Source organism: Magnetococcales bacterium (assembly GCA_015228935.1).
Classification (GTDB): domain Bacteria; phylum Pseudomonadota; class Magnetococcia; order Magnetococcales; family DC0425bin3; genus HA3dbin3.
The window spans coordinates 1-24,813 of record JADGCO010000039.1; the positions used below are offsets into that span (position 1 = coordinate 1).

At 57.6% G+C, this 24,813-nt stretch carries 13 protein-coding genes; 3 read left to right on the forward strand and 10 right to left on the reverse strand.

Annotated elements, in window-relative coordinates:
- Window positions 1-44: 44 nt before the first annotated feature.
- The 10 genes from HQL65_10785 to HQL65_10830 form a co-directional block, all read right to left on the reverse strand.
- A complete protein-coding gene (locus HQL65_10785; protein MBF0136717.1) occupies window positions 45-209 on the reverse strand; it encodes a hypothetical protein in 165 nt (54 codons plus the stop codon).
- Window positions 210-230: 21 nt separating this feature from the next.
- A complete protein-coding gene (locus HQL65_10790; protein ID MBF0136718.1) occupies window positions 231-680 on the reverse strand; it encodes a chemotaxis protein CheW in 450 nt (149 codons plus the stop codon).
- Between the two features lie 360 nt (window positions 681-1,040).
- On the reverse strand, window positions 1,041-3,329 hold the full coding sequence (locus HQL65_10795; protein MBF0136719.1) for an MCP four helix bundle domain-containing protein: 2,289 nt from the start codon (window positions 3,327-3,329) through the stop codon (window positions 1,041-1,043).
- A gap of 30 nt (window positions 3,330-3,359) precedes the next feature.
- On the reverse strand, window positions 3,360-3,821 hold the full coding sequence (locus HQL65_10800; GenBank protein ID MBF0136720.1) for a chemotaxis protein CheW: 462 nt from the start codon (window positions 3,819-3,821) through the stop codon (window positions 3,360-3,362).
- 15 nt (window positions 3,822-3,836) lie between these two features.
- Window positions 3,837-6,035, reverse strand: coding sequence for a chemotaxis protein CheA (locus HQL65_10805; GenBank protein ID MBF0136721.1), 2,199 nt, complete (start codon window positions 6,033-6,035; stop codon window positions 3,837-3,839).
- 508 nt (window positions 6,036-6,543) lie between these two features.
- Complete coding sequence (locus tag HQL65_10810; protein MBF0136722.1) at window positions 6,544-7,614, reverse strand: DUF1016 family protein; 1,071 nt, start codon at window positions 7,612-7,614, stop codon at window positions 6,544-6,546.
- Window positions 7,615-7,627: 13 nt separating this feature from the next.
- The gene (locus HQL65_10815) at window positions 7,628-8,896 is read right to left on the reverse strand and encodes a response regulator (protein ID MBF0136723.1); all 1,269 of its coding nucleotides are present in this window, start codon (window positions 8,894-8,896) and stop codon (window positions 7,628-7,630) included.
- Between the two features lie 173 nt (window positions 8,897-9,069).
- Window positions 9,070-21,462, reverse strand: a complete 12,393-nt coding sequence (locus HQL65_10820) for an FG-GAP repeat protein (GenBank protein ID MBF0136724.1) — start codon at window positions 21,460-21,462, stop codon at window positions 9,070-9,072.
- A gap of 113 nt (window positions 21,463-21,575) precedes the next feature.
- On the reverse strand, window positions 21,576-21,938 hold the full coding sequence (locus HQL65_10825; GenBank protein MBF0136725.1) for a DUF4351 domain-containing protein: 363 nt from the start codon (window positions 21,936-21,938) through the stop codon (window positions 21,576-21,578).
- A 13-nt stretch (window positions 21,939-21,951) separates the two neighbouring features.
- Window positions 21,952-22,278, reverse strand: a complete 327-nt coding sequence (locus HQL65_10830) for a DUF4351 domain-containing protein (protein MBF0136726.1) — start codon at window positions 22,276-22,278, stop codon at window positions 21,952-21,954.
- A gap of 249 nt (window positions 22,279-22,527) precedes the next feature.
- Between HQL65_10830 and thiS the strand changes: the two genes are divergently transcribed.
- The 3 genes from thiS to HQL65_10845 all read left to right on the forward strand — a co-directional run bounded on the left by thiS (window position 22,528) and on the right by HQL65_10845 (window position 24,722).
- Window positions 22,528-23,523 (forward strand): sulfur carrier protein ThiS, encoded by a 996-nt coding sequence (gene thiS / locus HQL65_10835; protein ID MBF0136727.1) that lies wholly within the window; start codon window positions 22,528-22,530, stop codon window positions 23,521-23,523.
- 78 nt (window positions 23,524-23,601) lie between these two features.
- Complete coding sequence (locus HQL65_10840; protein ID MBF0136728.1) at window positions 23,602-24,174, forward strand: hypothetical protein; 573 nt, start codon at window positions 23,602-23,604, stop codon at window positions 24,172-24,174.
- 143 nt (window positions 24,175-24,317) lie between these two features.
- The gene (locus tag HQL65_10845; protein ID MBF0136729.1) at window positions 24,318-24,722 is read left to right on the forward strand and encodes a hypothetical protein; all 405 of its coding nucleotides are present in this window, start codon (window positions 24,318-24,320) and stop codon (window positions 24,720-24,722) included.
- Window positions 24,723-24,813 lie beyond the last annotated feature (91 nt).

A 24,813-nucleotide genomic window follows, 5' to 3' on the forward strand; every position in this document is an offset into this window, starting at 1 on the left:
TTTATTATATACACTTTTCATGAAACGACCGTTTTTGCTTGAAATCATCTCAAAAGCAGCTCGAAAAATGGGAAAAGCTGCGAAGATGGGATGAGGGGATCTGCCACGGCTCCCGACACACTCAACAGCGGATCCGTGCCGACAATGTCCACCAGGGTCCGCCGAATTCCGGGAACACCAACGATGATGAGTACCCGCAAACCATCCATGATATGACCTGAATTTTTGTTTCAAACCTGGGCAGGGAGTGGATGCAGGCTGGCCATGTCACCCGAGCCGAACAAATGCTGCATATCAAAAATGACCACGAAGCCGCCATGCAATCGTCCGATGGCCTGAATATACTCCGATTTCCATGGTACACCAATATCCGGGGCCGTTTCCAAACTTTCAGTTGCAAAATCGGCAACTTCGATCACCCGGTCCACCTGCATGCCAATGACCAGGTTGCGGTTTCCCATGGGCAGATCAACCACCAGGATGCGGGTGTCGTCGGTAGCGGGAATCGCTGCCAGACCGAGCTTGATGCGCAGATCGACCACCGGCACCGTGCAACCACGTACATCGATGACACCGCACAGAAAGGGTGGGGCATTCGGCAGGCGGGCGATGGGACGACTGTCGAGAATTTCCCGCACAATTCCCACCTCGACGGCAAACCGTTCCTCTCCAATGCCCATCGTGACATAGCTCACGGCAGCCTCCAGACGCTTGACAACAACATTTCAAACTGCAAACCGTTCCTCCCAATACCCATCGTGACTTGGCCCACGGCAGCCTCTGGACGCCTGACAACAACGTCTCAGAGGCTGTCTGATAACTTGTTAATTTCAAAAAAACGAATGAAAAACTGGGATGGAGGTCCAGGAGGAAGCGGCTCTGCCCTTCCTCTTGGCGGGGTTTGGGGTGGAGCCCCAATAAAATCTTTCTTTCCGATTTTTTTTATCCGAGGGTTAATGGACAGCCTCTCAGGGGTTCACCGGGCTGTTACCATCGTGTTGTCTGATCATCCTGATTCTGGATGGTACCTGCCTGCATCTTCAATAGCGCGTAAAATTGTCATCGTCGGAATCATTGGATTCTCCCAGGTCCAGATTGAATCCTTGCGTATTCTTGGCCGGACGGGACGCATTGTCGCTGCCAGGCTGGTCCCGGGTCGTGCGCGTCAAACTGGCGGCAGTCATTTCACGGTCTGTTTTCATTGATGTGGCACGACGTTTTTTTTGTGTTCCCCTTTGCGATTGTGACTGCGACTGCGACTGCAACTGCAACTGCGCCTGCGTTTTCGGCCTGGCCTGAAATGGGGCGGTGTGGCCAATCCGGGCGTTTTCTCCCAGATTGAAAAAGCGGATCATTTCCTGAAGCTGCACCGCCTGGTTGGACAGCTCTTCAGAGGTGGCCGACATTTGCTCGGCTGAGGCGGCATTTTGCTGGATCACCTGGTCCAGTTGCTGAATGGCGGTGTTGATCTGGGCCGCACCCAGATCCTGCTCACGACAGGCGGCACTGATGTCGCCCACGAGTTCCGCAGTTTTCTTGATGTCGGGCACCAGACGTCCCAGCATGTCACCTGCATGATGTGCCACTTCGACCGTTTCGGCGGAAACCGCTCCGATTTCCGTGGCGGCCCGTTGACTGCGTTCGGCCAGTTTGCGCACTTCGGAGGCCACCACGGCAAATCCCTTGCCATGCTCACCCGCCCGTGCCGCCTCGACAGCGGCATTCAGGGCCAGCAGATCGGTTTGCCGGGCAATTTCCTGAATGATGGAGGTCTTGGCGGCAATGGTTTGCATTGCCTGGACGGTTTTGGCCACTGCCTGACCACTCTCTTCGGCATGTCTGGCCGATTGTTGGGCAATCTGTTCGGTTTTGTTGGCATTTTCGGCGGTTTGCTTGATGTTGGCCGCCATCTGTTCCATGGCTGACGAGGCCTCTTCGGCAGCCGTGGCCTGTTCGGTGGCACCCTGACTCAACTGTTGGGCATTGGCCGACAGCTCCTCGCTTCCGGAGGAGACTGCCGCCGAAGAGATCGTGGCCTCTTCCACCACGGCACGCAGACGTTGCAACATGGTCTCCAGGGCAACCCCCATCACGTCCCGGTCGGATTTGCGGCGAAAGTCGGCAGCCAGATTTCCACCGGCGATATCATTGGCCACCTGGGCTGTCTTGCGCAAATTGTTGATCATGATATTCAGGGCGTTGACCAGATCCGCCACTTCGTCCCGGGTGGTCACGGTCACATCAAGGGAGAGATCACCATCTGCCACGGCATCGGCCATGACCACTGCTTTGCCAACATTTTTACTGAGGTTGAAAGCAATGAAGAGCGCACTTCCCAGGGAGAGCAAAAAGGCGAGAATGGACATGGCAATCTGGAACAGACGAATGGTTTCATAATTGCGGTCGGCATCACTTCTGTCACTTGCCATGTCTTTTTCGGCGTGTTCGACCATGGCGGTCATGGTCTGGGCCATCTGGGTGGCGGCTTGCCGGACCTCGCCACGCGACAGGGCAAAGGCCTTGGCCTCCGTGTTTTTGTGGGACCATTCCACGACCCGTTCCATGATTTTTTCCCAGGCAGCCAATTTACCCTGGAAGAGATCGTAATTTTGGCGTTCGATATCCGTGGTCAACAACGGGCGAATTTCTGCCAACAGATGATGAACCCGTGCCATGATCTCAGCCACTTTTTTCAGGGCAGCCTCGGTTTCGGCATCCGTATCGGCATTGGCACTGTCACGCAAAAAGGCTCGGGCATTCCCCCACAGCGTGGTGAGCAGGCGCAGACGCTCGGCAATACGCAACTGGGCTGGTGTGGCTCCGGCAGTTTCAACCGGAGCAAAAAATGGTACCAGGGCGTTGTCAGCAGCATCCTTGGCCGTCAAACCTTCCGTCGTGATCAGATCCATGGCCCGGTGATTGGATTGCAGACGACCCAACTCACGTACCTTGTCCTGGGCAGAAGTGAATTTATTGAACAGGCCCTCAATTATTGTAATATCCTTGAGAATTTTTTCATCTGCCACCTTGCGGAGATGGTCGAGATGCTTCCGGAATTCCTCGCGACGGTCCAGAATGGCCTGGTCAAATTCATCCTTTTCGGCTGGCTCGACGGAGAGCAGAAAATTTTTTTCCTCGCGCTGGATCAAAAATACGGTGCGTTCCATATTGAGAACAAGTTTGACGCGCTGGGCCGCATAATCGACCAGGGTGCTGATTTCCGCCTTCATGCTGGCCAGTCCCGACAGGGCGATCACCGACGAAATGCCCGACAACACAAAGACCACGCCAAAGGCCGTGATCAATTTGCTCCGGATTGAAACGCGCATGGTTTTCTCCAGCCCTTTGCAAAAATTGGGTTATACCACCAGATCGGCCGGCGCAAAAATGCGACCGATATCCAGGATCATCACAAATTCATCCTGGCGTCGGCCAATGGCCTTGACAAATTCCGGACGCCAGCGTGTTCCCAGACGGGGTACCTGATCGGCAATCACCCTGTCCAGTTGGCTTACTCCGTATACCTTGTCGGCCAGGATGGCCACCAGGGTGGGAACCTCCTCGAATTCGATTTCCAGCACCACGATGCGGGTATCGGGGGTTTGTTGGCTGGTGGGCAGGCCACAGCGCCGGCACAGATTGGCCAGCGGCACCACCCGACCCCGAAAATTGACCAGATTGGCAACAAATTCCGGCGCGGTGGGAATCGGGGTCACTGGTCCAGGATCGAGAATTTCCAGCACAATGTCCGCAGGAAGGGCAAATTTTTCTCCGGCCAGGGAGATGATCAGGATTTCGGCAACCTCGGCCTGGGTGGTCATGATCCCTGTCTCCTTTCATGGTGCCCGGCGTTGTTCTTCCCGGCTCTGGCCGAATTCGATGAGGTGCAGGACATCCAGGATCAACACCACGCCACCGTCACCCAGAATGGTGGCACCCAGGAAGGACTGTACGTTACGATGCAGGGGACTTAAAGGCTTGATCACCGTCTGGTGATCCCCCAGCAGGTGATCCACCACCAGACCAACGCGCCGATCCCCGGACGAGACGATTACCACCTTCTCGAAGGGGGGAACGGCGTCGGCAATGTTGAACAGATCCCGCAGCCGCAAAAACGGCACCAGATCGCCCCGGATATCCAGAAAACTGCTGCCCTCTTCCTCGGCCATGGAACCGACCGTCAGCTCCACGCACTCCTCGACCGAGGAGAGCGGGATGATGTAGCGATACTTTCCCACGCATACCAGAAGGCCGTCCACAATGGCCAGGGTCATGGGAATGCGCACGGTGATGGTTGTGCCCTGGCCCGGGGACGAGGCAATTTCGACGGTACCGCGCAGGGCCTCGATGTCGCGTTTGACCACGTCCATGCCCACACCGCGACCGGAGACCTCGGTGACGACTGCCGCCGTGGACACGGCGGGTGCAAAAATCAGTTCCAGCTTGTCGCGTTCCGACAAGTCACGGTTGCCATCGATGATGCCTTTCTGGCGGGCGGCCTGGACAACCCGCTCGACATCGATCCCGCGCCCGTCATCCGTCACCTCGATGACGATCAGTCCATATTGATGACAGGCGGCCAGGGTGATCCGGCCTTCGGGAGGTTTGCCTCTGGCCGTGCGTTCGGCGGGTGGTTCAATGCCGTGATCGAGGGCATTGCGGAGCAGGTGTTGCAGGGGGCCGCTGATCTGTTCCGACACCTTTTTGTCCACCTCGGTCTCCTGGCCGACGATGGTCAAATGGATCTGCTTGCCGGTAGCGCGGCAATAGTCGCGCACCAGGCGCTGCATGGGATCCAGGGCGCTGCCGATGGGCACCATGCGGATGGTCATGGCCTGATCCTGAAGCTCGCGCAGGGTGCGTGAACTGTCGTCGAGAATTTCCAGCAGTTTTTCCGCCAGATCGGTATCTTTTTCTTCCAGGAAGGCCTGAAAGCTGTCCAGACGGGCTTCGACCGTGATCAATTCGCCGACCAGATTGACGAGTTTGTCGAGTTTGCCGGTATCGACCCGGATGGAACTCAGCTTTTGCACCGACTGGAGATCAACCTTGCCCGTGCCGGATTTTTGGCGCAATGAGGGGGGGGATGGGACGACCTCATCCAGCGACCCGCCTGCATCTGGAGGAGGGGAGATATCCGATGATATGGTTGCAGCGGGATGTGTGGCCACGTCTGGAGGCGTGTTTGTGTCGATTGGGGTGGTCAGAGGCGTTGGCCCGGCATCCGTCGTGACAGCCGCATCGATCTGAGCCTGATTTTCCGGTGCTTCCGGTACCAGGGAAAGAAGGTCAATGACCACCCGATGCCGGTCTGGCCACTCTCCCAATGCTGCCACAACACGTTCCTGATCGGCTTCGGTCACCAGATGGGCGCTGCGCCATAGATAAAAAATACCCTCCTGCCGTTGCTCTGTGGGTGGCAGACTGTGTTCGTGTGAAACCAGCCGCACCTTGCCCAGTTGACTCAGGGCATCCACCACCGCTGCCAATTCGGATGCCGAAGGGAACAGGTTTGCCTGCACATGAACCTGAATGATGTAGGTGTTGATGTCGTGAATGACAGGATCTGCGGCAGTGGTAACAACAATGGCAGGAGCCGCAGGGGCGACGACAGCGGCAGATGCAGCGGCAACCAGGACTTCGCGACCAGTCATGGCTGCATGGATTCTGGCACGACTGTTTTCGACCCGTTGCTGGTCAAGATTTTTCTCCCCCAGCGCCTCGGCCATGAAATTTTTCAAACAATCCAGGGCTTCGAACAACAACGATGCCAGAAGCTGAGTCAGGACAAGGTTTCCCTTGCGCACTTCGTCCAGCATGTTTTCAACGCCATGGGTATAATGGGAAAGCGCCTCCAGACCGGCCATTCCGGCACCACCCTTGATGGTGTGCAGATTGCGGAACAGCCGATCCACCAGGGCACGATCACCAGGCGAATTTTCCAGGACGAGCAAATCCTTCTCAAGCTCCTGGAGAAGTTCGCCCATTTCTTCAAGAAATATGGCTTGTATGGATTGCAGGTCGGCGTTGCTCATGCCCTTCCGTTCAACCTGAATCGGGCAGTTGGTAGATGCACAGGCGTTCCTTATGCCCGGTTTCGGAATGTTTGGAATAAATGCCTGATTTTATTGAAATGAAAATTCATAATAAACTGAAAGAAATTCATAACATGATGGAGGGGCATCGTACCATGAAAGCCGAATTTTTGCCAACATTTAACAGTTGTTTTGTGGGAAATAATTAATATTCAAATGCTTTCAACTTCAACTCCATGCTCGGCCAACCATCATCAACCAGATCACGCTGCAACAGAGAAACGGCCACGCAGCAGTTTCAGGGGGGCATCCTGGCTTTCTACGACGCAGGCGATAGCTACGTCCGAGATTCAGGAAACCTTCGCCATCCACATATTCTCTGCTTGGGCATACGCCGCCGTAAAGGCTCTTTTTCGGTCAGCTCGAAAGCCGCGCGGCGTTGGTTGCTGTATGTAGCGGCGCAACTGGTCCACGGCCTCGGCCAGGGGTTAGGGGAGGGAGGGGCTTTTTATTTTTCTTCTTTCTTCTGGTCGGCACCTGTTTCCAGACCGGCCAACTCCTGTTCGATTTGCTCGATACTCGGCAGGCTGGTTTGCAACTCCGTCGGCAGGGATTCCAGCAATTGATATTCGGCCACGCCCATGGGTCTGGTACTGTCGCGCAGGGCATACTCGGCCACCACCTTGTTTTTGCTTTTGCACAACAACAGCCCGATGGTCGGCCCATCCAGGTCATGTTTGACCTGGGCATCCACGGCGGTCAGGTAAAAGCCGAGTTGCCCCAGATGTTCGGGTTTGAATTTTTCCGCCTTCAGCTCGATTACCACATAGCAGCGCAATTTCAGGTGATAAAAAAGCAGATCGATGAAAAAATCCTCGTCGCCCACCTCCAGCAGTACCTGCCGCCCGACAAAAGCAAAGCCTGCCCCCAGTTCCATCAAAAAGCGCGTGACGTGTTGCACCAGGGCTGCCTCGATTTCGCGTTCCTGGGCCTCGTTGGTCAATCCCAGAAAATCAAAGCGGTACGGATCTTTCAGGGATTCCCGTGCCAGGTCGGATTGTGGTTTGGGCAGCCGCAGATCGAAATTGTTCACTGCTTGGCCGGATCGTCCGCAGGCATTGACCTCGATTTGCATGACCAGAATGTTGCGTGACCAATTGTGTTCCACGGCCTTGGCCAGATACCAATCCCGTTCTTCGCGGGTTTTCAATTTGTCGATCAAGGTACACAGGTGGAACCACGGTAATTGTGCAGCAGCCTGCTGCACAAATTCGGGATCCGGCCAGGCTTCGGCAAAGGTGCGCATGTATTTCAGGTTGCGCGAGGAAAACCCCTTCATCTCCGGAAAGGCCGTGCGCAGATTATGGGCCAATCGTTCGATCACCTTGGTTCCCCACCCCTCCCGCGCCTGCCGTTCCAGAATATCGCGCCCGATCTGCCAATACAGCAGCACGAGTTCCCGATTGACCGCCAACGCCGCCCGTTGCTGGGCGGTGTGGATGCGGGTTTTCAATTCGGCCAGCCATTCGGCGTAGCCGGTGGGAGGTTGGGTGAGGGAGATGGAAGGTACTGTGGTCATGAGGGGATACCTGTCAAAGTTTGAAGCCAACGACGGAGACATCGTCCCGACGGCGTTCGTCACCCTGCCACTGCAACAACGCCTGCCAGAGGATTTTCTTCTGTTCGTTCATAGTTAAATGTCCGTTTTGATTGATAATTTCTAAAAAACGTTTTTTGCCGAGGGCACGTCGCCGCTCTTTTCCCACCTGATCGATCAACCCGTCCGAGGTCAGATAGAAGCGCATGCCCCGGGCAACGTTGAACGGATGCTGGGAATAGGACTGATCCATGGGGGTGGCCCGATAACCGATGCCCCGCTTGGTTCCCTTGATTTCGACCAGCGGCTCACCTGCCAGCGAGATGAACAGAGAAAAGCCTGCTCCGGCAAAGACCAGTTCCGATTTTTCGGGATTCAGGTAGCAGACGGCCATTTCCATGCCATCGTCGGACTCACCACCCTCGACATCTTGCCGCAGCGTTTTTTTGACCAGTTGGTGCATGCGTTCGATCAGGTTGCCGACCTGCCCCGGTTTGACTTCCAGCAGGGCACGCTCAAAAGCACCGGTGGCCACCAGGGAAACGAAGGCCCCGGGAACGCCATGCCCGGTACAATCCCCCAGAATGAACAGAAAGCCGCCTCCCCAAAGACAGCTCCAGTAAATATCGCCGCCCACGACATCCCGTGGTTCCCAGAGAATGAAATGGTCCTGGAAAACCGTCTCGGTTAAACCCACCGGGGGGAGGATGGACCGTTGAATCCGGCTGGCGTAGCGGATACTCCCTTCCAGAACTGCAACCACTTCCGATAATTCATTTTTGGTGATGTTCAGTTCCGTGTTGATTTTTTGTTGATTGGCCAGGGCCAGGGCCAGGTCGCGGGTCAGTTTGCGGTTGGCATCTTCGGCTTTTTTGGCCCGGACCAGGGCATTGACCCGGGCGAGCATTTCGCCGGCATCGAACGGCTTGGGCAGATAATCGTCGCCTCCCAGCAGCGTCAGACCTTGCACCACTTCCGTCTTGCTTGCCTGGGCCGTCAGAAAAATGACCGGAATGGTGCGCCACACCGGATCGGATTTGAGCAGACGGATGCAGGCATCGCCGCTCATGTTGGGCATGTTGCGATCCAGCAGGATGACGTCGGGCAGATGATCAAGAGGGGTGTTTTCCAGGTATGCCAGGGCTTCGTCCCCATCACTGGCCTCGATCACGTCATAGTCGGCCTGTGCTGCGCCTTCCAGCAGTTGGCGAACCCGCATGCGCACGGTGCGCGAATCATCGACGATGAGAACCGGCGTACCCATTTGCCCCCATCCTTCCCATCCCAACTCCCCTGTCGGATACTTGAAAACCGGGTCTCAAGATAGGCTGCCCGACCCGATAAAGCCAGTGTTTCATGCCTGGCAGGGAGGCTCAACCGAGAATTGCTCGACAGCCTTTCATGCCTGTGATCATGCGGGAGATGGCCTGATGGCCATCAAATGATCCCGACATGGAATGGATTGTTCGGATCGACCAGGAGGGTATTCAACTGACCGCCAGGAGCGGTGCAGGGGGGGCATGTGTTGCATGTGTTGCATGTGTTGTTGCCGAGGGTAAGGGGAGTGGAACTCGGCAACACCTGTTCCAGAGTGAGGGGCTGGGGAGCCGTGCCGGTACCAGTCACGGGATTGATGACAGCGGCGAGTTTCGGGTCAGAAGGCGTGGCGCTCGGCAACACCTGTTCCAGGCTGAGGGGAGGGGGAGCCGTGCCGGTACCGGCCATGGGATTGATGACCGCAGCGTGTTTCAGGTCAGGACCGGTATTCAGGGTCGGAGGGTGGCCGGTTCCCTGGCCTGGCAGGGTATTGGCAACAGGAGCGCCAGCCATGAGGAGAGGGTCGGTTGGCTCATGAAAGAGAATATTGTCGCCCTGGCTGCCGGGGAGGGGAGGATTGTTTGCATCTCCCCCATACAGGAAAGAGACTTCCGCCAGATGGCCGGTTTTTCCATCACTGAATGTCAAATGACCATCGGTCAAAATCTGGTTGGTTCCCTGCCATTGTCCGTTGCCGGTCGTCTGGAGGGAGAGAGAGACGATGCCTTTGTCGGCCAGTGAATGAAGTTCCCCGGTACCGGAGATGCCATCCTGGTTTTGATCCTGCCAGACCAGAAGGTCTGCGAACAGGGTATCCAGGGCATCGAGAATCTGGTCATGGTTGCTGTCGAGGAGTGCCAGGGCCTCCATGCCGGAATGGGCATCCGCGAACATGCGCTCCGAAAAAATTTCCGTGGCATCGTTGATGAGGCCATCGTGGTTGCGATCCAGGGCCAACAGGGCATCATCGGCACCCACCCAACCGGTCTGTTGGGGTTGTCCGGTCAGGCCCATGTCAAATTTCACGCCCTGTCCCCAATCCACCAACTGGATGCCATCGCCCTTCAGGTCGAGAACGACGGGATCCAGATAGGTGGCCATGTCGGTATCGACCAGCAGGGAGACGGAACCCTGGACATAACGATGGTAATTCTGGCCGCCAATGGTGGTGTAATTGGCCGTATAACTCCAGCCGGTTCCGATATGAAGCGTATCGCTGCCGTCGCCCATGATTTGCAGATCGGTGCCGCTGGCGGTCAAGTGGATGATATCCTGGGCCGTGAACCGCAAGACATGCGCTCCCGTGCCTGCTTGCAGGTCGATGACCTCGATGGAGGCCAGACGATAATCCGGCAGGGTGGTCAAATCGACATCGAGGGTATTGACCAGCAGGGTGTCGGTACCCGCACCCCCATCGATCAGGTCGAAGGTCGTATTGTCCAGAATAAACAGATCATCGCCATTTTCGCCAAACAACAGATCTGTGCCATTGGCGGTCAGGGTATCGTTGCCGTCGCCGCCCAGCAGGACCTCTTGTCCGGAGGTGCCAGTCAGGGTGTTGGCGCTGGCATCCCCCTGCTGGGTGACGGCCAAAGCCGTCAGTGTCAAACCGGTGCTTGTGAAAGAGGGATCCAACACCAATCCACTGCCGATGTTGAGACCACTGATCCGGTCCACGGAACCGCTGGCTGCCGTATGACTCATGACCTGGAACGAGTTGCCGGCAACAGGCACGAACCCATTGATCAGGTTGATCTGGAGCGTGCCATTCAAGCCGACGGTGCCGGATATGGCGAGTTTGTCATACTGGGTGCCGACTGTGGTGCCGCCCAGGTCCAGGTTCAGGAAGGCCGTGTTGCCAAAAGCCAACGTGGAGCCGGTGTGGTTGATGGTCAGCAAGCCTGCTGTGCCGGCGGTTCCGGGTTGGATGGTCCCGTTCAGCTCGGAACCGCCGGTATTGGCCACGGTGAGTGTACCCGCGCCTTGCAGGATGCCCGCTGCCTGCAAGGTGAAGTCATTACCGGTACCTGATATACCCAGGGTGCGGGTATTGGCGATATCGATGGTGCCGGCACTGGTGAGCATGCCGTTGATGGTCAAATCATCCACTGTCACACTGATCATGCCGCTGTTGTCGAGAGTACCGGTGATGGTTTTGCTGCCATCGGCATCGCCACCCAGGGTGATGAGACCGGTATTGGTCAAGGTGTAGCCGCTGCCCATGGTCAGGGTGGCGTTCCAGGGGGCGTAGTCGGTGGTGAGGGTCAGGGTGCCGGCATTGTCCAGGTTGCCATTGAACGTCTGGCTGGAGGCGCTGCCCGCCGCCGATGTGCCATCGATGAACAAACTGGCTCCGACGGCATTGCTGAACGCCACGTTGAACGTGTCATCTGTACTGCGCAGGTAGAGAATGCCCTGATTGACGAAAGTGCCGGTGCCGGTCACGGTGACGATACCGCCGAATTTCAAGGTGGCCGTACTGGTCAGGTGCGTATATCCCGTGCCGATGTTGAGCGAGGGGGTTCCCGTCAGATCAATCGTTCCGGTCCCGGCCAGGGTCGTACCGCTGCCAAAATAAATGGTGCCGTGACTCACGGCCAGGGTCATGCCGGCACTGACGCTGAGCGTGCCACCCTGGGTGTTGAATTGGGCATTGGTGTTGGTGATGTTCAGATCATCCACCGTCACCTGGATGGTTCCGGTGTTGGTGATGGAGCCGACGATGGTTTTGATGCCATCGGCATCGCCACTCAGGGTAATGACACCGGTGTTGGCCAGGGTATAGCCGCTGCCCATGGTCAGGGTGGCGTTCCAGGGGGCATAGTCGCTGGTGAGGGTCAGGATGCCGGCATTGTCCAGGTTGCCATTGAACGTCTGACTGGAGGCGCTGCCCGCCGCCGATGAGCCATCGATGAACAGACTCGCGGCAGCGGCATTGCTGAACGCAACGTTGAAAATGTCATCCGTACTGCGCAGATAGAGGACGCCCTGATTGGTAAAGGTACCGGTGCCGGTCACGGTGACGATACCACCGAATTTCAAGGTGGCCGTATTGGTTTGGTGCGTATATCCCGTGCCGATGTTGAGAGTGTGGGTTCCGGTCAGATCGACCGTTCCGGTCCCGGTCATGGCTGTGCCACTGCCAAAACGGGTGGTTCCGTTACCCACGGACAAGGCCACGCCGGTATTGACATTAATGGTGCCATTTTGCGTGTCGAACTGGACACCGTTGTTGTTGATGTTCAAATCATCGACCGTTACCTGGATGGTACCGGTATTGGTGACCGCGCCGACAATGGTCTTGATGCCATCGGCATCGCCACCCAGAGTGATAAGGCCGGTGTTGGCCAGGGTGTAGCCGCTGCCCATGGTCAGGGTGGCGTTCCAGGGGGCGTAGTCGCTGGTGAGGGTCAGGATGCCGGCATTGTTCAGGTTGCCATTGAATGTCTGGCTGGAAGAGCTGCCCGCCGCCAAGGTGCCATCGATAAACAGACTCGCGGCAGCGGCATTGCTGAACGCAACGTTGAAAATGTCATCCGTACTGCGCAGATAGAGGACGCCCTGATTGGCAAAGGTGCCGGTGCCGGTCACGGTGACGATACCACCGAATTTCAAGGTGGCCGTATTGGTTTGGTGCGTATATCCCGTGCCGATGTTGAGCGAGGGGGTTCCCGTCAGATCAATCGTTCCGGTCCCGGCCAGAGTCGTACCGCTGCCAAAATAAATGGTGCCGTGACTCACGGACAGGGTCAGACCGGTACCGACGTTGAGCGTGCCGTTTTGTGTGTCGAATTGGACGTTGGTGTTGGTGATGTTTAAATCATCAGCTGTCACCAGGATGGTGCCGGCGTTGGTCACTGCTCCGACAATGGTTTTGATGCCATCGGTATCGCCACCCAGGGTGATGAGGCCGGTGTTGGTCAGGGTGTAGCCGCTGCCCATGGTCAGGGTGGCGTTCCAGGGGGCATAGTCGGTGGTGAGGGTCAGGGTGCCGGCATTGTCCAGGTTGCCATTGAACGTCTGGCTGGAGGTGCTGCCCGCCGCCGAGGTGCCATCGATGAACAGACTGGCGGCAGCGGCATTGCTGAACGCAACGTTGAAAACATCATCTGTACTGCGCAGGTAGAGGATGCCCTGATTGACGAAAGTGCCGGTCCCGGTCACGGTCACGCTGCCACCAAATTTCAAGGTGACCGTACTGGTCAGGTGCGTGTATCCCGTACCAATATTGAGAGAGGGGGTTCCCGTCAGATCGATCGTTCCGCTCCCGGCCAGGGTCGTACCGCTGCCAAAATAAATGGTTCCGTGACCCACGGACAGGGTCAGACCGGCATCGATGTTGAGCGTGCCGTTTTGTGTGTCGAATTGGACGTTGGTGTTGGTGATGGTCAGATCATCCGTGGTGACATGGATCTGGCCGGTATTGGTGAGAGCGCCGACGATTGTGTTGGTGCCATTCGTATTGCCTGCCAGGGTGATGAGGCCGGTGTTGGTCAGGGTCTTGCCCGTGGCCATGGTCAGGGTGGCTCCCCAGGGGGCATAGTCCGTCGCCAGGATCAGGGTGCCGGCATTGTTCAGGTTGGCATTGAAGGTTTGTGAGGCGAGGGCACCGGCAGCCGTTCTGCCATCCAGGGTTGCGGAGGCCCCGGACTGGATGGTCAGGGTTGGATTGACCACGCCGGTGCCTTTCAGGGAGAGCGCATTTTGTGCCACCAGGGTTCCGCTGCCCGCCAGGGTGACGTTCTGGAGCGTGTCGGCGACGTTGTATTCCAGAACACCGTTGACAGTGAGGTTGTTGAAGGTGGTGCTGGCGCTGAGGGTCAGGGTGGTGCCGGTGGCCAGGGTCGAGGCGGTGGCAAAGGTGACCGTATCGCCGGCGTTGCCGTTGATGCGGATGGTGGTGCCGCTCATGATCTGATTCAGGGTGGCCGAGGTGAGGGTGAGGCTGTTGTTGCCGCTGCCGGTGAGGTCGATGATTTCAATATTGGCAATCTTGCCGGCCATGCCGGCAGTGGCGAGATTCAGGGTGAAACCGGCACCATCCAGACGCAGGGTATCCTGACCGGTTCCCCCATCGATTTTCAGGAACGTGGCATCGGTTATGGCCAGGATGTCGTTGCCGGCCCCGCCGATCAAAACATCCGCCCCGCCGGTCCCGGTCAGGGTGTCGTTGCCCAGCCCGCCGTGCAGGGTATTGGCACCAGCGGTTCCGTTGAGGGTTTGGGGTGTTGCGGGGGCTTCCGTGAAATTGCCACCGAAAAACACATGGGCGGTACCGGCATCCGTGCCATTTGCATCGGCCCAGGGGGCACCGGCAACGATATCATCGAATCCGTCACCATTGACATCCCCGGCCCCGCTGACCGACCAGCCGCTCCAGTGACCAGGTGCCGCACCATCCAGACGAAGGCCGGCATGGCCATCCAGGGCGGAGAGGTCGATCTGGGCAGCAAAACCGCTGGATTTGCCGTACACCACATAGATGGCCCCGGAGTCGGTGCCGTTCGTATCGGCCACGGGGGCACCGATGACGAGATCGGCATAGCCATCCCCATTGAAATCACCGGCACTGCCGACTGACCAGCCGCTTTTGTCGCCTGGTGCGGCACCATTCAGGCGGAAACCGTTCGTGCCGTTCAGGGAGGTCAGGGAAATCTGGGAGGTCCAGCCGGAAGCCTGCCCGAACACGACGTAGCTGGTACCGGAAAGGTTGCCGCCGGAATCGGCGGCATACGCGCCGATAAGCAGGTCGGCAAACCCGTCGCCATTGACATCGCCGGCACCACTGACCGACAGGCCACTGTAATCGTTCGCTGTTCCTCCATCGATGCAAAAGCCATTGGTGCCATTCAGGCTGGAAAGATCCAGGGTCGCGGTGAAACCGGCTGACTTGCCAAAAATGACATGGCTGGCCCCGGAATTGCTGCCGCCGGAGTCAGCCCCGCTAGCCCCCACGATGAGGTCGGCAAACCCGTCGCCATTGACATCACCGGCGCTGCTGACTGACTCACCGCTCTCGTCGGCAGCCGCCACGCCATCCAGACGAAAACCGTTCGTGCCATCCAGGGTCGAAAGATTGAGTGAGGCGGCAAAGCCCGAGGATTTGCCGAAAATGACATAACTGGCCCCGGTGTCGCTGCCATCCGGGGTGGCATGAATGGCACCCACGATGAGGTCGGCAAAGCCATCCCCATTGACATCCCCGGCGGCACTCACGCTGCCACCGCTCAGATTGTTGGTGCCTACGCCATCCAGGCGAAAACCGTTGCTGCCATCCAGGGCCGAGAGATCGAGCTGGGCGGCAAACCCGGATGCCTTGCCGAAGATCACATAAGCAGCGCCGGAACCATCTCCGCCAGGGTCTGCACCGACGGCACCGATCACCAGATCATCGAAGCCATCCCCGTTGACATCTCCGGCCCCGTTGACAGCACTGCCGCTCCAGTCGTTGGCCGCCACACCGTTCACACGAAAACCCTGACTGCCATTCAGGGCCGAGAGATCAATCGATGCGGCAAACCCGGTTGATTGGCCAAATATCACGTAGCTGGCTCCGGTATCGCTCGCTCCAGCATCGGCCTTGCGGGCACCGACGATGATGTCGTGGCAGCCATCGCCATTGAGGTCGCCGACATGACCGACGGCCACGCCACTTTCGTCGCCTGCCGCCACGCTGTTCAATTGGAAACCCTGGGTGCCGGTCAGGGAGGCAAGCGGCACGACCGAGAGGGGGGTGATGGTCACGGAGGGGGTCAGCAGGCTTTCGGCTGTGCCGTGGCCGTCGGTATAGGCGACCTGGACCCGAATCCGGGTATTGAGGTCCGTTTGCAGCGGCGTATAGGTGCTGCCGGTTGCCCCGCCGATGCTGCTCCAGGTGGTACCGCCGTCCGTGGAGCGTTGCCACAGGTATGCCAGGGTTCCCAATCCATCGGCATCGACCAGGGCGGTTGTGTTCACGGTCAGGGCCTGGCCGACTGCCGTGCCGGTTATGGCGATGGAGCCGGTGGGGGCATCGTTGACATTGCCGACGGCACCCGTGCTGCTGCTGGTGACGCTTTCCGATGTGCCATGACCATCCGTATAACTCGCTGTCACGGTGATTATTTTGCCCACTTCGGCTTCGGCCAGCACCAGGGTGTTGCCGGTCGCCCCGGATATGTTGGTGCCATCGGCCAACCATTGCCAGGCGATGGTGCCCAGACCATCCGTATCGGTCAGGGTATTGGCTGCGGTCAGGGTGTTGCCCTGGGTCGCCGTGCCACTGATGGTCACGCCGCCGGTTGGGGCATCGTTGGTATTGCCGACAACACTCGTGCTGCTGCTGGTGACGCTTTCCGACGTGCCATGACCATCCGTATAACTCGCTGTCACGGTGACCGTTTTGCCCACTTCGGCTTCGGTCAACACCAGTGTATTGCCGGTCGCACCGGCAATGTTGGTGCCATCGGCCTGCCATTGCCAGGCGATGGTGCCCAGACCATCCACGTCGGCGAGGGTGTTGGCTGCGGTCAGGGTGTTGCCCTGGGTCGCCGTACCACTGATGGTGACGGTACCGGTGGGGGCATCGTTGGCATTGCCGACGGCGCTCGTGCTGCCGCTGGTGACGCTTTCCGCCGTGCCATGACCATCCGTATAACTTGCCGTCACGGTGATCATGGTGCCCACTTCGGTTTCGGATGGTACCAATGTGTTGCCTGTTGCACCGGCAATGGGGGTGCCATCGGCGAGCCATTGCCAGGCGATGGTGCCCAGACCGTCCGCATCGGCCAGGGTATCGGTTGCGGTCAGGGTGTTGCCCTGGGTTGCTGTGCCGCTGATGGTGACGGTACCGGTGGGGGCGCTGTTGGTGGCTGCCACGGTGCTGGTGGCACTGCTCGTGACGCTTTCCGGCGTACCGTGACCATCCGTATAACTGGCCACCGCCGTGATGACTTTGCCGACCTCGCCTGCTGTCAGTGTCAGGGTATCGCCCGTGGCACCGGAGATGTTCGTCCCATCGGCCTGCCACTGGTAGCTGATGGTTCCCAGACCGTCCCTGTCGGCCAGGGTGTTGCTGGCCGTCAGGGTGCCTCCCTGAAGTATCGTGCCACTGATGGTCACGTTGCCGCTGGGCGCATTGTTGGTATTGACCGTGGCGCTTGTGGCGCTGCTCTCGACACTTTCGTTCGTGCCGTGACCATCGGTATAGCTTGCCACCACCGTGATCGTCTTGCCCACTTCCGTTTCGGAGAGAACAAGCGTGCTGTTCGTTGCTCCGGCAATATCCACGTCATCCGCCTGCCATTGATAGCTGACGGTTCCCAGACCATCCTCATCGGTCAGGGTATGGCTGGCGGTCAGGGTTTCTCCTTCCGTGACCGTACCATTGATGGTGACTGTTCCGCCGGGAGCATCGTTGGCGTTGGTGACAGCACTGCTGGCGCTGCTCTCCACACTTTCGCTCGTGCCGTGACCATCGGTATAGCCTGCCACCACCGTGATCACTTTGCCCACTTCCGCTTCGGTGAGGACCAGCGTATTGCTTGTCGCCCCAGCGATATCCACACCATCCGCCTGCCACTGATAGCGGACGGTTCCCAGATCGTCTGCGTCGGTCAGGGTATGGCTGGCGGTCAGGGTTTCTCCTTCCGTGAATGTACCATCAATGATCACGGCACCGCCGGGCGCATCGTTGGCGTTGGCAATGGTGCTTGTGGCGTTGCTGAGAACACTTTCGGCGGTGCCCAGGCCGTCGGTATAGCTGGCTGTTACCGTAATGATTTTGCCTGTCTCGGCTTCGGTCAGCACCAGCGAGTCGTGTGTGGCACCGGCAATTTTTTCGCCATTCGCCAGCCATTGGTAGAGAATCGTGCCCAGACCATTCGCGTCGGCCAGGGTATGGGTCACGGTCAGGGTCTCTCCCTGGGTGGGGGTCCCTTGGATGGTCACGCTGCCGGTGGGGGCGGCGGCGGGATTGGTCACCTGGAGGGTGAAATCCTCGATATGGGGCAGAATGGCATGGGTCGGATCCGTCACCATGACGCGCACATGCAAAACAGGCTGGTTCGCATGGTCCAGTTTGGCTTCCGGCCCAAGTTGCAGTTGGCCATCGACCAGGACGAACAGATCGGCATCCGCACCGCCGACAATCTTGAATTCAGGCTTGACGCCGGCAGGGTGTGACAGGTTGAAACCGCTGACGATGGTTCCCGGTCCGGCATTGCCCGCGATGGTGTCGTCGGCGAGGGTGAAGCCTGCAAAACCATTTTGGGTGCCCTGTTTGGTCAGGGTATCCTGGAAGTGCGACCAGGCCTGTTCGGCGCTGACCGGATTTTTGTGGGACAATGGCCCCATCAAAAATGCCAGGTTTTCAATACGGATGGCCTGTTCCGGGGTGAGGGGTGCCAGTTTGGTGGCTGCCTGACCGACAGCCTCCGGAATCAGAATGCCGTTATCGGGGTTGTTGTCGCCATCGAGGGATTGCAAGAGTTGCAGGATGCTGGTGATTTTGGCGAAATCCGCCGAGGGCACGATGTCCAGGGGGGTCAGGATGGCACTGCCCGGGGCCGTTCCCAGGACAATGTTGCCCAGGGAGAGCTGTACGGTTTCCCCGGGGCGGAAATAAAAATGCCCTGCGGCATCTGTGGTTCCCGACTGGGTGGCCGTCTGGAAATGGATCCCTCCCACGAACCCGTCCAGGAAAGTGCCCTGGAGCAGCGGATTCAAGGTGAACGTGGTCGAGACCGCAGCCTGGCTGGTATCCTTGGCCGTGACGCGAATGGCAATGGGTTGCAGGGGGATTGCCAGGGGTGGGGTGCCGGAAAAGGTGGCACTCTCTGGATTGAAGGTCAACCACGCCGGCAGGGGATCACCGGCCATGGTTGTGGCGGAAAAGGTCAGGTTGTCGTTCAGATCGACATCGTCGAAAGCCGTTGCCGCGAAGCTGTAACTGAAAGGTTTGCCTGGCAGGAAATTCTGGTCTGCGATTCCTTCCGCCCGGAGGGGTGGGGCATCGTTGCCCGGGGAGCTGATCACGTCGGTGCCGTGCAGGGTTGGCGGGTCGTTGACCGGGGTGATGGTCACGCCAATTTTACCGGTGGTGGCACTGAAGGGGGTGGAACCGCCTGTCTGGGTGGTATCCACCAGGATCTGGTTTTGTGCAGTTGACCAGCCACCGGTATAACTGTCGTCCATGGCCCGGATGAGCAGATCCGGGGCAGGTCCGTTGTAGTTGGCAACGGGGACAAAGCGCAGCAGGGAATCGGCGGAGATGGCCACGGCGTTGGGGCCGTCGGTCGCTGTTGCGGGAATGGCAGCCCAGGTGTTGCCTCCATCGCTGGAAAATTGCCAATTCCCCTTGGTAGGGGCATCCGTGTTGCCGATGATGGCCACCCCGGCCAGGTGACCCGTGGCATCTGCATCCTGAAATGCTGCGGAAAGCATGGTGCCGATCTGGGTGCCGGTCAGACCGGTGGCATCCTCCAACTGGGGTGCCAGCGTAAAATCATGGCCATTCAGGATGGGAGCATCGTTGGTTCCGACGATGGTGAGCGTCACCTGGGCGGTCGCGGCAGCCCCACGGCTGTCGATCACTGTATAGGTAAAAGAATCTGTTGTTTGTTCTCCGGATGCCAGGGAGTCGAAATGGTCATCCGGTTGGTAGGTCAGGGTACCGTCATCTGCCTGGGTGACAGTGCCTTGCAAGGCGGAAAAATCGAAACCATCCGGTTGGATTTGCAGGGTTATCTGGCCATCCGGATCCTGATCGTTGGCCAGCAGCACGGCCGGGGTCATGGTGAAAGAACCCTTGGCCGGGATCTCGAACGTGTCGTTTGTGGCCTGTGGTGGGATATTGGGTTTTTCCGTCACCGCCTGCATGACAGGCGGTGTGGCATCAGGTGAAGTGATTGGGGTGGATGTGGCATCAGGGTCGCCAGGCAATTGAGGAGTCAGGGCACTGATCAAACCGGATGTACTGGCAGTACCGTACAAACCTGCTGCACCCATCCCAGTCTGTCCCAATGGGTCCGGTGGGAGAGGGATATTGTTGGGACCACTCTTGTCCGACAAGCCTCCCGGAATGCCGGAGGTGTTGCCGAGGCCGAAATCAGGTCCATTGCCGGGACTGTTCGTGTCGGCGGCGGGTTTGGTGGTTTCTTTGTTGGGTTCACCGACCGGTGTGGAGCCGCCGAAATCCGGTCCGCCGGTATGGGTTTTTTCGACATCACCCGTACCGAAGTCCGGCCCGCCGGCCCCCTGTTTTGCATCGCCATTGCCCGTGGCGGGCGACTCTCCAAAATCCGGACCGCTGTTTTTTTTCTCTTCCTCTCCCTTTTTCTCTTCCCCCTTTTTCTCTTCTTCATGTTTCTCTTCGTTTTTTTTCTCTTCTTCTTTTTTGGTCTCTTCCTTGGCTTTTTCCTCGCTTTTTTCTTCGCCCTGCTTTTCCCCCTTGTTTTTGCCGGCATCTTCTCCCTTGTCACCCCCCTTGTCCGTTTTTTCCTTGCCTGAATCCTGTTTCAGTTCTTCCTGTTTGCGCTGTTCGACTTTTTCTTCGATCTTTTTTTGCTCTGCCTGTTCCTTGTGTTCGAAGGTCTGGGTGGACAATTGGGAATTCAGTTTGGCCATGAAGGTGTCTGGTGCCTTGAAGACCGGCTTTGGCGGACCTCCGGTAAACGACACGGCCGTGGCCGTGCCCGGAGTGGTGAGGGTCACGGCTCCCTGTCCCTGGGCATCGCCAATGGACAGCACCCCCGATGTGTGGACCACGGTGGTCTCGCCCGCCGGGGTCACTTCCCCATCCAGGGCCGAACCCTTGATGCCAATTGTGGCCACCGGTGTTTTGATGACCGAGTGTTGTCCCGATTTGCTGAGATGGGCCAGTTTGCCGCTGACATAGCGAAAGATGCCCTGCAACACCGTGGCGGCGAATTTGCCTGTGGAGGTACTCGGGTCATATACGTACTGGGTCAAAATACCCCGGCCATCCTCACCGAGTTGGAACAGGGTGTCATCGTTGAGCAGGAGTTTCAGCAGGCTGCCGTGACCGGTCTTGAGGACATCGCCCAGACGTACCGCATCCCCTTTTTGCAACAGGCGTGATTCGCCATTGCGGTCACGGGCGAACACCCGACCGACAACCCGGTCCACCCGGCCAATGATGGGTGATTCCGCCTCGCCGCCTGGCCAGAAGAGCGGGCCGGCCACCATGAAGGGTGCCACGGGGTTGAGCAGCAGTGACTGCACCGTGTCGGGCGTGAGGGTTGCTTCATTGTCGATTTTGAGAAGAGGGGGGGTGGCGGTGAAGTAATCGTGGATGACGAACCGTTCGCCGGCGGGATTTTCAATGATCAGATTGGCACCGGAGCGGGAATATTCACCTTCCAGCAGGAAGGAGGCATCCGGGAGGTAGACCTCATGGTTGGCGAGGGTTTCTCCGGCATGCGGCTCCCGGGTTGCCTGGGAAACCCGACTGACATGGTTGTTGTCCGATGGTGGACGGAGAGTCTGTAGAACGTGTGAAATGCCCAGTGCCATCCTTCTCACCTCTGCGCAAATTCAAAAACCCAAAGATTAGACTCTGAAACGTTCAAAAAGTTTTCCGGCAGACCGGTTTCTGGTGAAAAAAATGCAATAAGCGGGCGTTTTTTTTAGATGGTATTCTGATCGTTTTCTGAAAATACCTCATCCAGTGACTGGGCATCCAATACCCGGAGACTCCACTCTTCCAGTGATGACAAATCGGCCTTGGCAACTTTTTCTCTGACCCAGTCAGGCATGGTCCCGAAGCGGTGGAGCAACAGGCGCGTCAGCACCTTGGCCTCACCATCCCGCTCGCCATCCTGGTGTCCAACTTGATGTTCCTGCATCAGGCGATGCTCGATTTTTGGCTGGGAAAAAAGTTTCTCGTCGGGTGTTGTGTTCAAGATGAAATCGAACCATTCCTGCCCGAGTTGCGAGAGGTATTGTGGCGTGATTGTTTCCATTGCCGGGCTGATCAACGCGTCTTTCATTTGCAATAGCGGCTCATTCCTTGTCTGCGAATACATCGTTTAGTGACTGAGCATCTATAAATCGAAGACTCCAATTTTCCAGGGATGACGGTTCAGCTTCGGCGATTTTTTCTTGGACCCAGGCAGGTAGATTGCCAAAGCGACGATGCAAAAGGCGTATGAGTATTGCGGACTCGCCTTTTCGATGTTCCTGCATCAGGCGATGCTCGATTTTTGGCTGGGAAAAAAGTTTCTCGTCGGGTGTTGTGTTCAAGATGAAATCGAACCATTCCTGCCCGAGTTGCGAGAGGTATTGTGGCGTGATTGTTTCCATTGCCGGGCTGATCAATGAATCTTTCATTTGCAACCTCCATAAACCGAAGATGATCCGACCAAATGCCACGGAGAGTCAGACATCACAACCGGCTCATCTTATCAAAAGCCCATACCGGTGTCATGCGTTCCATGCCTGCATGCCCACTCCAAATGCGATTGCCCTGAGCTTTTCCCTGGACAACAGGGCCAAAAAAATTTTCAATGGCTGTCAGAGTGGCAGGTCGTCATCAGGCCTGGGTCTACAGGATCCGGGCAAAGGAGAGAGATTCCAGTCATGAATATCATACTCAACGGCGAAACCCGTGACTTTCCCCCCGGCAGCACCATTGCGGATCTGCTGAATACCCTGCAACTGGACAGTCGCCGGGTGGCTGTGGAAAAAAATTTGGAAGTGGTGAAAAAGGATCGGTTTGCCGAAGTGGCCCTTGCCGATGGCGACCGGCTGGAAGTGGTCCATTTCATTGGGGGCGGGGCACCCAAACCCAAAACCGTGGCCGCCGGCGACCCCCTGGAACTGGCCGGGCGGACCTACCACAGCCGCCTGTTGGTGGGTACCGGCAAATACAAGGATTTTGAGGAAACCGTGCGGGCCATCGAGGCCTCGGAAGCGGAGATTGTGACGGTGGCCGTTCGTCGGGTCAACATTACCGATCCGAAAGCGCCCATGCTGACCGACTATCTGGATCCCAAAAAATATACCTACCTTCCCAATACCGCCGGTTGCTACACCGCCGATGATGCCGTGCGCACCCTGCGCCTGGCCCGGGAAGCCGGCGGCTGGGATCTTGTGAAGCTGGAAGTCCTTTCCGATCCCAAATTTCTCTGGCCCAACAATCCGGAAACCCTGCTTGCCGCGAAAACTCTCATTGACGAGGGGTTCAAGGTGATGGTGTACACCACGGATGATCCGTACATGTGTCAACGTTTTGAGGAAATGGGGTGCGTGGCCGTCATGCCTTTGGCAGCTCCCATCGGATCTGGATTGGGTGTCCGCAACCCCTGGACAATTCGCATGATTGTCGAACAGGCCCGGGTTCCGGTCCTGGTGGATGCCGGCGTTGGCACGGCCTCCGATGCGGCCATTGCCATGGAACTGGGTTGCGACGGGGTTCTGATGAACACGGCCATCGCCGAGGCCCAGGATCCCATCCGCATGGCCAACGCCATGAAGCTTGCCATCCGGGCCGGACGTGATGCCTGGCTTGCCGGGCGCATGCCCAGACGAACCCACGCGGCGGCTTCTTCACCCATCGATGGCACCTTTTTCTAGGAAATAAACGTTTGAAAAACCGGCCAATCGTTTTTTTAAAAAAAACCCGTTTCTAAAATTCGCTAAACATGGTATCCCATGCCCACGCTTGATCATGCCCCTGTATGGGAGTTTCGCTGGCCCGATCCGGTTGCCATCCAGGTGGCATCGGAACGTATTTTGCGGGAACTGCGAACCCGGGCGTCTGCAGATGGTACAGAGTTGACGAGCCTCAATCTGCGGTTGCCGGTCATGGTGCGCATGGAAAGCACAGCGGGGGCGGAAGAGTTGGCACGGGCTTTGCTTCTAACCCCGTGGGGTGTGGAGCGCATTTATTGGCATCCCCATGGTCAGGAACAATCCTCAATCATCGAATCGGCTTTTCCCCTGGAAGCCGACACGGAAGGAAGGGTGGCAAAAGGACAGGGAGTTCTCCTCAGAGTGGCCGGAAGCCCACGCCCGGTTTTGATTGGCTGGGAACCTGAGACTGGCCATTATTTTGTTGAAACCCTCCTGCATTCGGTGCAGGAATTTGATACAATCGAAGAGGCTTTCAACATGGCACAGGGTGTGCGTCCGTTGCGCAAACCCAAAATGCCGACCATCTCCGACCAGATGCAACGCCAAGTCAGTCGCCGGCAGCTTTTGGGTTTCTGGAGGGGGGGAAGTTGATGAAATGACCCAAAAACTGCTCCCGTCATGAAATTTCATATTGATAATCATGCGGAATCGGTTATAAGGTGGGAAGATTTTTGCAAGTGGTCGCAGTTTCAATAAACAGTGCAGTCGGAAATATCCTATAGAGAGGGAAAAACATGATCAAATCCAAGTCCATTCCGGTCATGCTGATGGTCGCAGGTCTGATTGGTGGCATGACTCTTGGTGGTTGCGCCGGAAAACAGCCGGAAACTCAAAGTGCAGACCTCCAAAAGGCAGAACAAGAACGCATCGCTGCTGAAAAGGCCCGCCAGGCCGCCAAGGACGAACTGGCCCGCGCCGAAGAAGCCCGTCGTGATGCCGAACGCGCTCGCCAGGAAGCTGCCGCCGCCGAAGAAAAAGCCCGTGCAGCAAGTGACAAAGCCAAAAAAGAACATGACAAGGGTCTGAGAAAAGGCGGTGCCAAAAAGACCCGCGCCATGAACAAAGCCTCCAAGCCGAAAGCTCACAAACCCAAAGCTGCCAAAGCCAAAGCCAAAGCTGCTCCGGCTGCTGCCAAGTAAGAGTCATGGCTGAAAAAAAATGGGCAACGGGTGGATGGCTTTTGCCTGAAAACCATCAAAAGATTGCCATTTCGGGATGATAAGGTCAGCT

Excerpts from the sequence above, each read along its gene's own strand:
- HQL65_10825 (MBF0136725.1), bottom strand. The coding sequence starts at position 21,938 with ATGAAAGACGCGTTGATCAGCCCGGCAATGGAAACAATCACGCCACAA.
- HQL65_10820 (MBF0136724.1), bottom strand. The coding sequence starts at position 21,462 with ATGGCACTGGGCATTTCACACGTTCTACAGACTCTCCGTCCACCATCG.
- HQL65_10790 (MBF0136718.1), bottom strand. The coding sequence starts at position 680 with ATGGGCATTGGAGAGGAACGGTTTGCCGTCGAGGTGGGAATTGTGCGG.
- HQL65_10795 (MBF0136719.1), bottom strand. The coding sequence starts at position 3,329 with ATGCGCGTTTCAATCCGGAGCAAATTGATCACGGCCTTTGGCGTGGTC.
- HQL65_10810 (MBF0136722.1), bottom strand. The coding sequence starts at position 7,614 with ATGACCACAGTACCTTCCATCTCCCTCACCCAACCTCCCACCGGCTAC.
- HQL65_10815 (MBF0136723.1), bottom strand. The coding sequence starts at position 8,896 with ATGGGTACGCCGGTTCTCATCGTCGATGATTCGCGCACCGTGCGCATG.
- HQL65_10805 (MBF0136721.1), bottom strand. The coding sequence starts at position 6,035 with ATGAGCAACGCCGACCTGCAATCCATACAAGCCATATTTCTTGAAGAA.
- thiS (MBF0136727.1), top strand. The coding sequence starts at position 22,528 with ATGAATATCATACTCAACGGCGAAACCCGTGACTTTCCCCCCGGCAGC.
- HQL65_10785 (MBF0136717.1), bottom strand. The coding sequence starts at position 209 with ATGGATGGTTTGCGGGTACTCATCATCGTTGGTGTTCCCGGAATTCGG.
- HQL65_10830 (MBF0136726.1), bottom strand. The coding sequence starts at position 22,278 with ATGAAAGATTCATTGATCAGCCCGGCAATGGAAACAATCACGCCACAA.
- HQL65_10840 (MBF0136728.1), top strand. The coding sequence starts at position 23,602 with ATGCCCACGCTTGATCATGCCCCTGTATGGGAGTTTCGCTGGCCCGAT.
- HQL65_10845 (MBF0136729.1), top strand. The coding sequence starts at position 24,318 with ATGATCAAATCCAAGTCCATTCCGGTCATGCTGATGGTCGCAGGTCTG.
- HQL65_10800 (MBF0136720.1), bottom strand. The coding sequence starts at position 3,821 with ATGACCACCCAGGCCGAGGTTGCCGAAATCCTGATCATCTCCCTGGCC.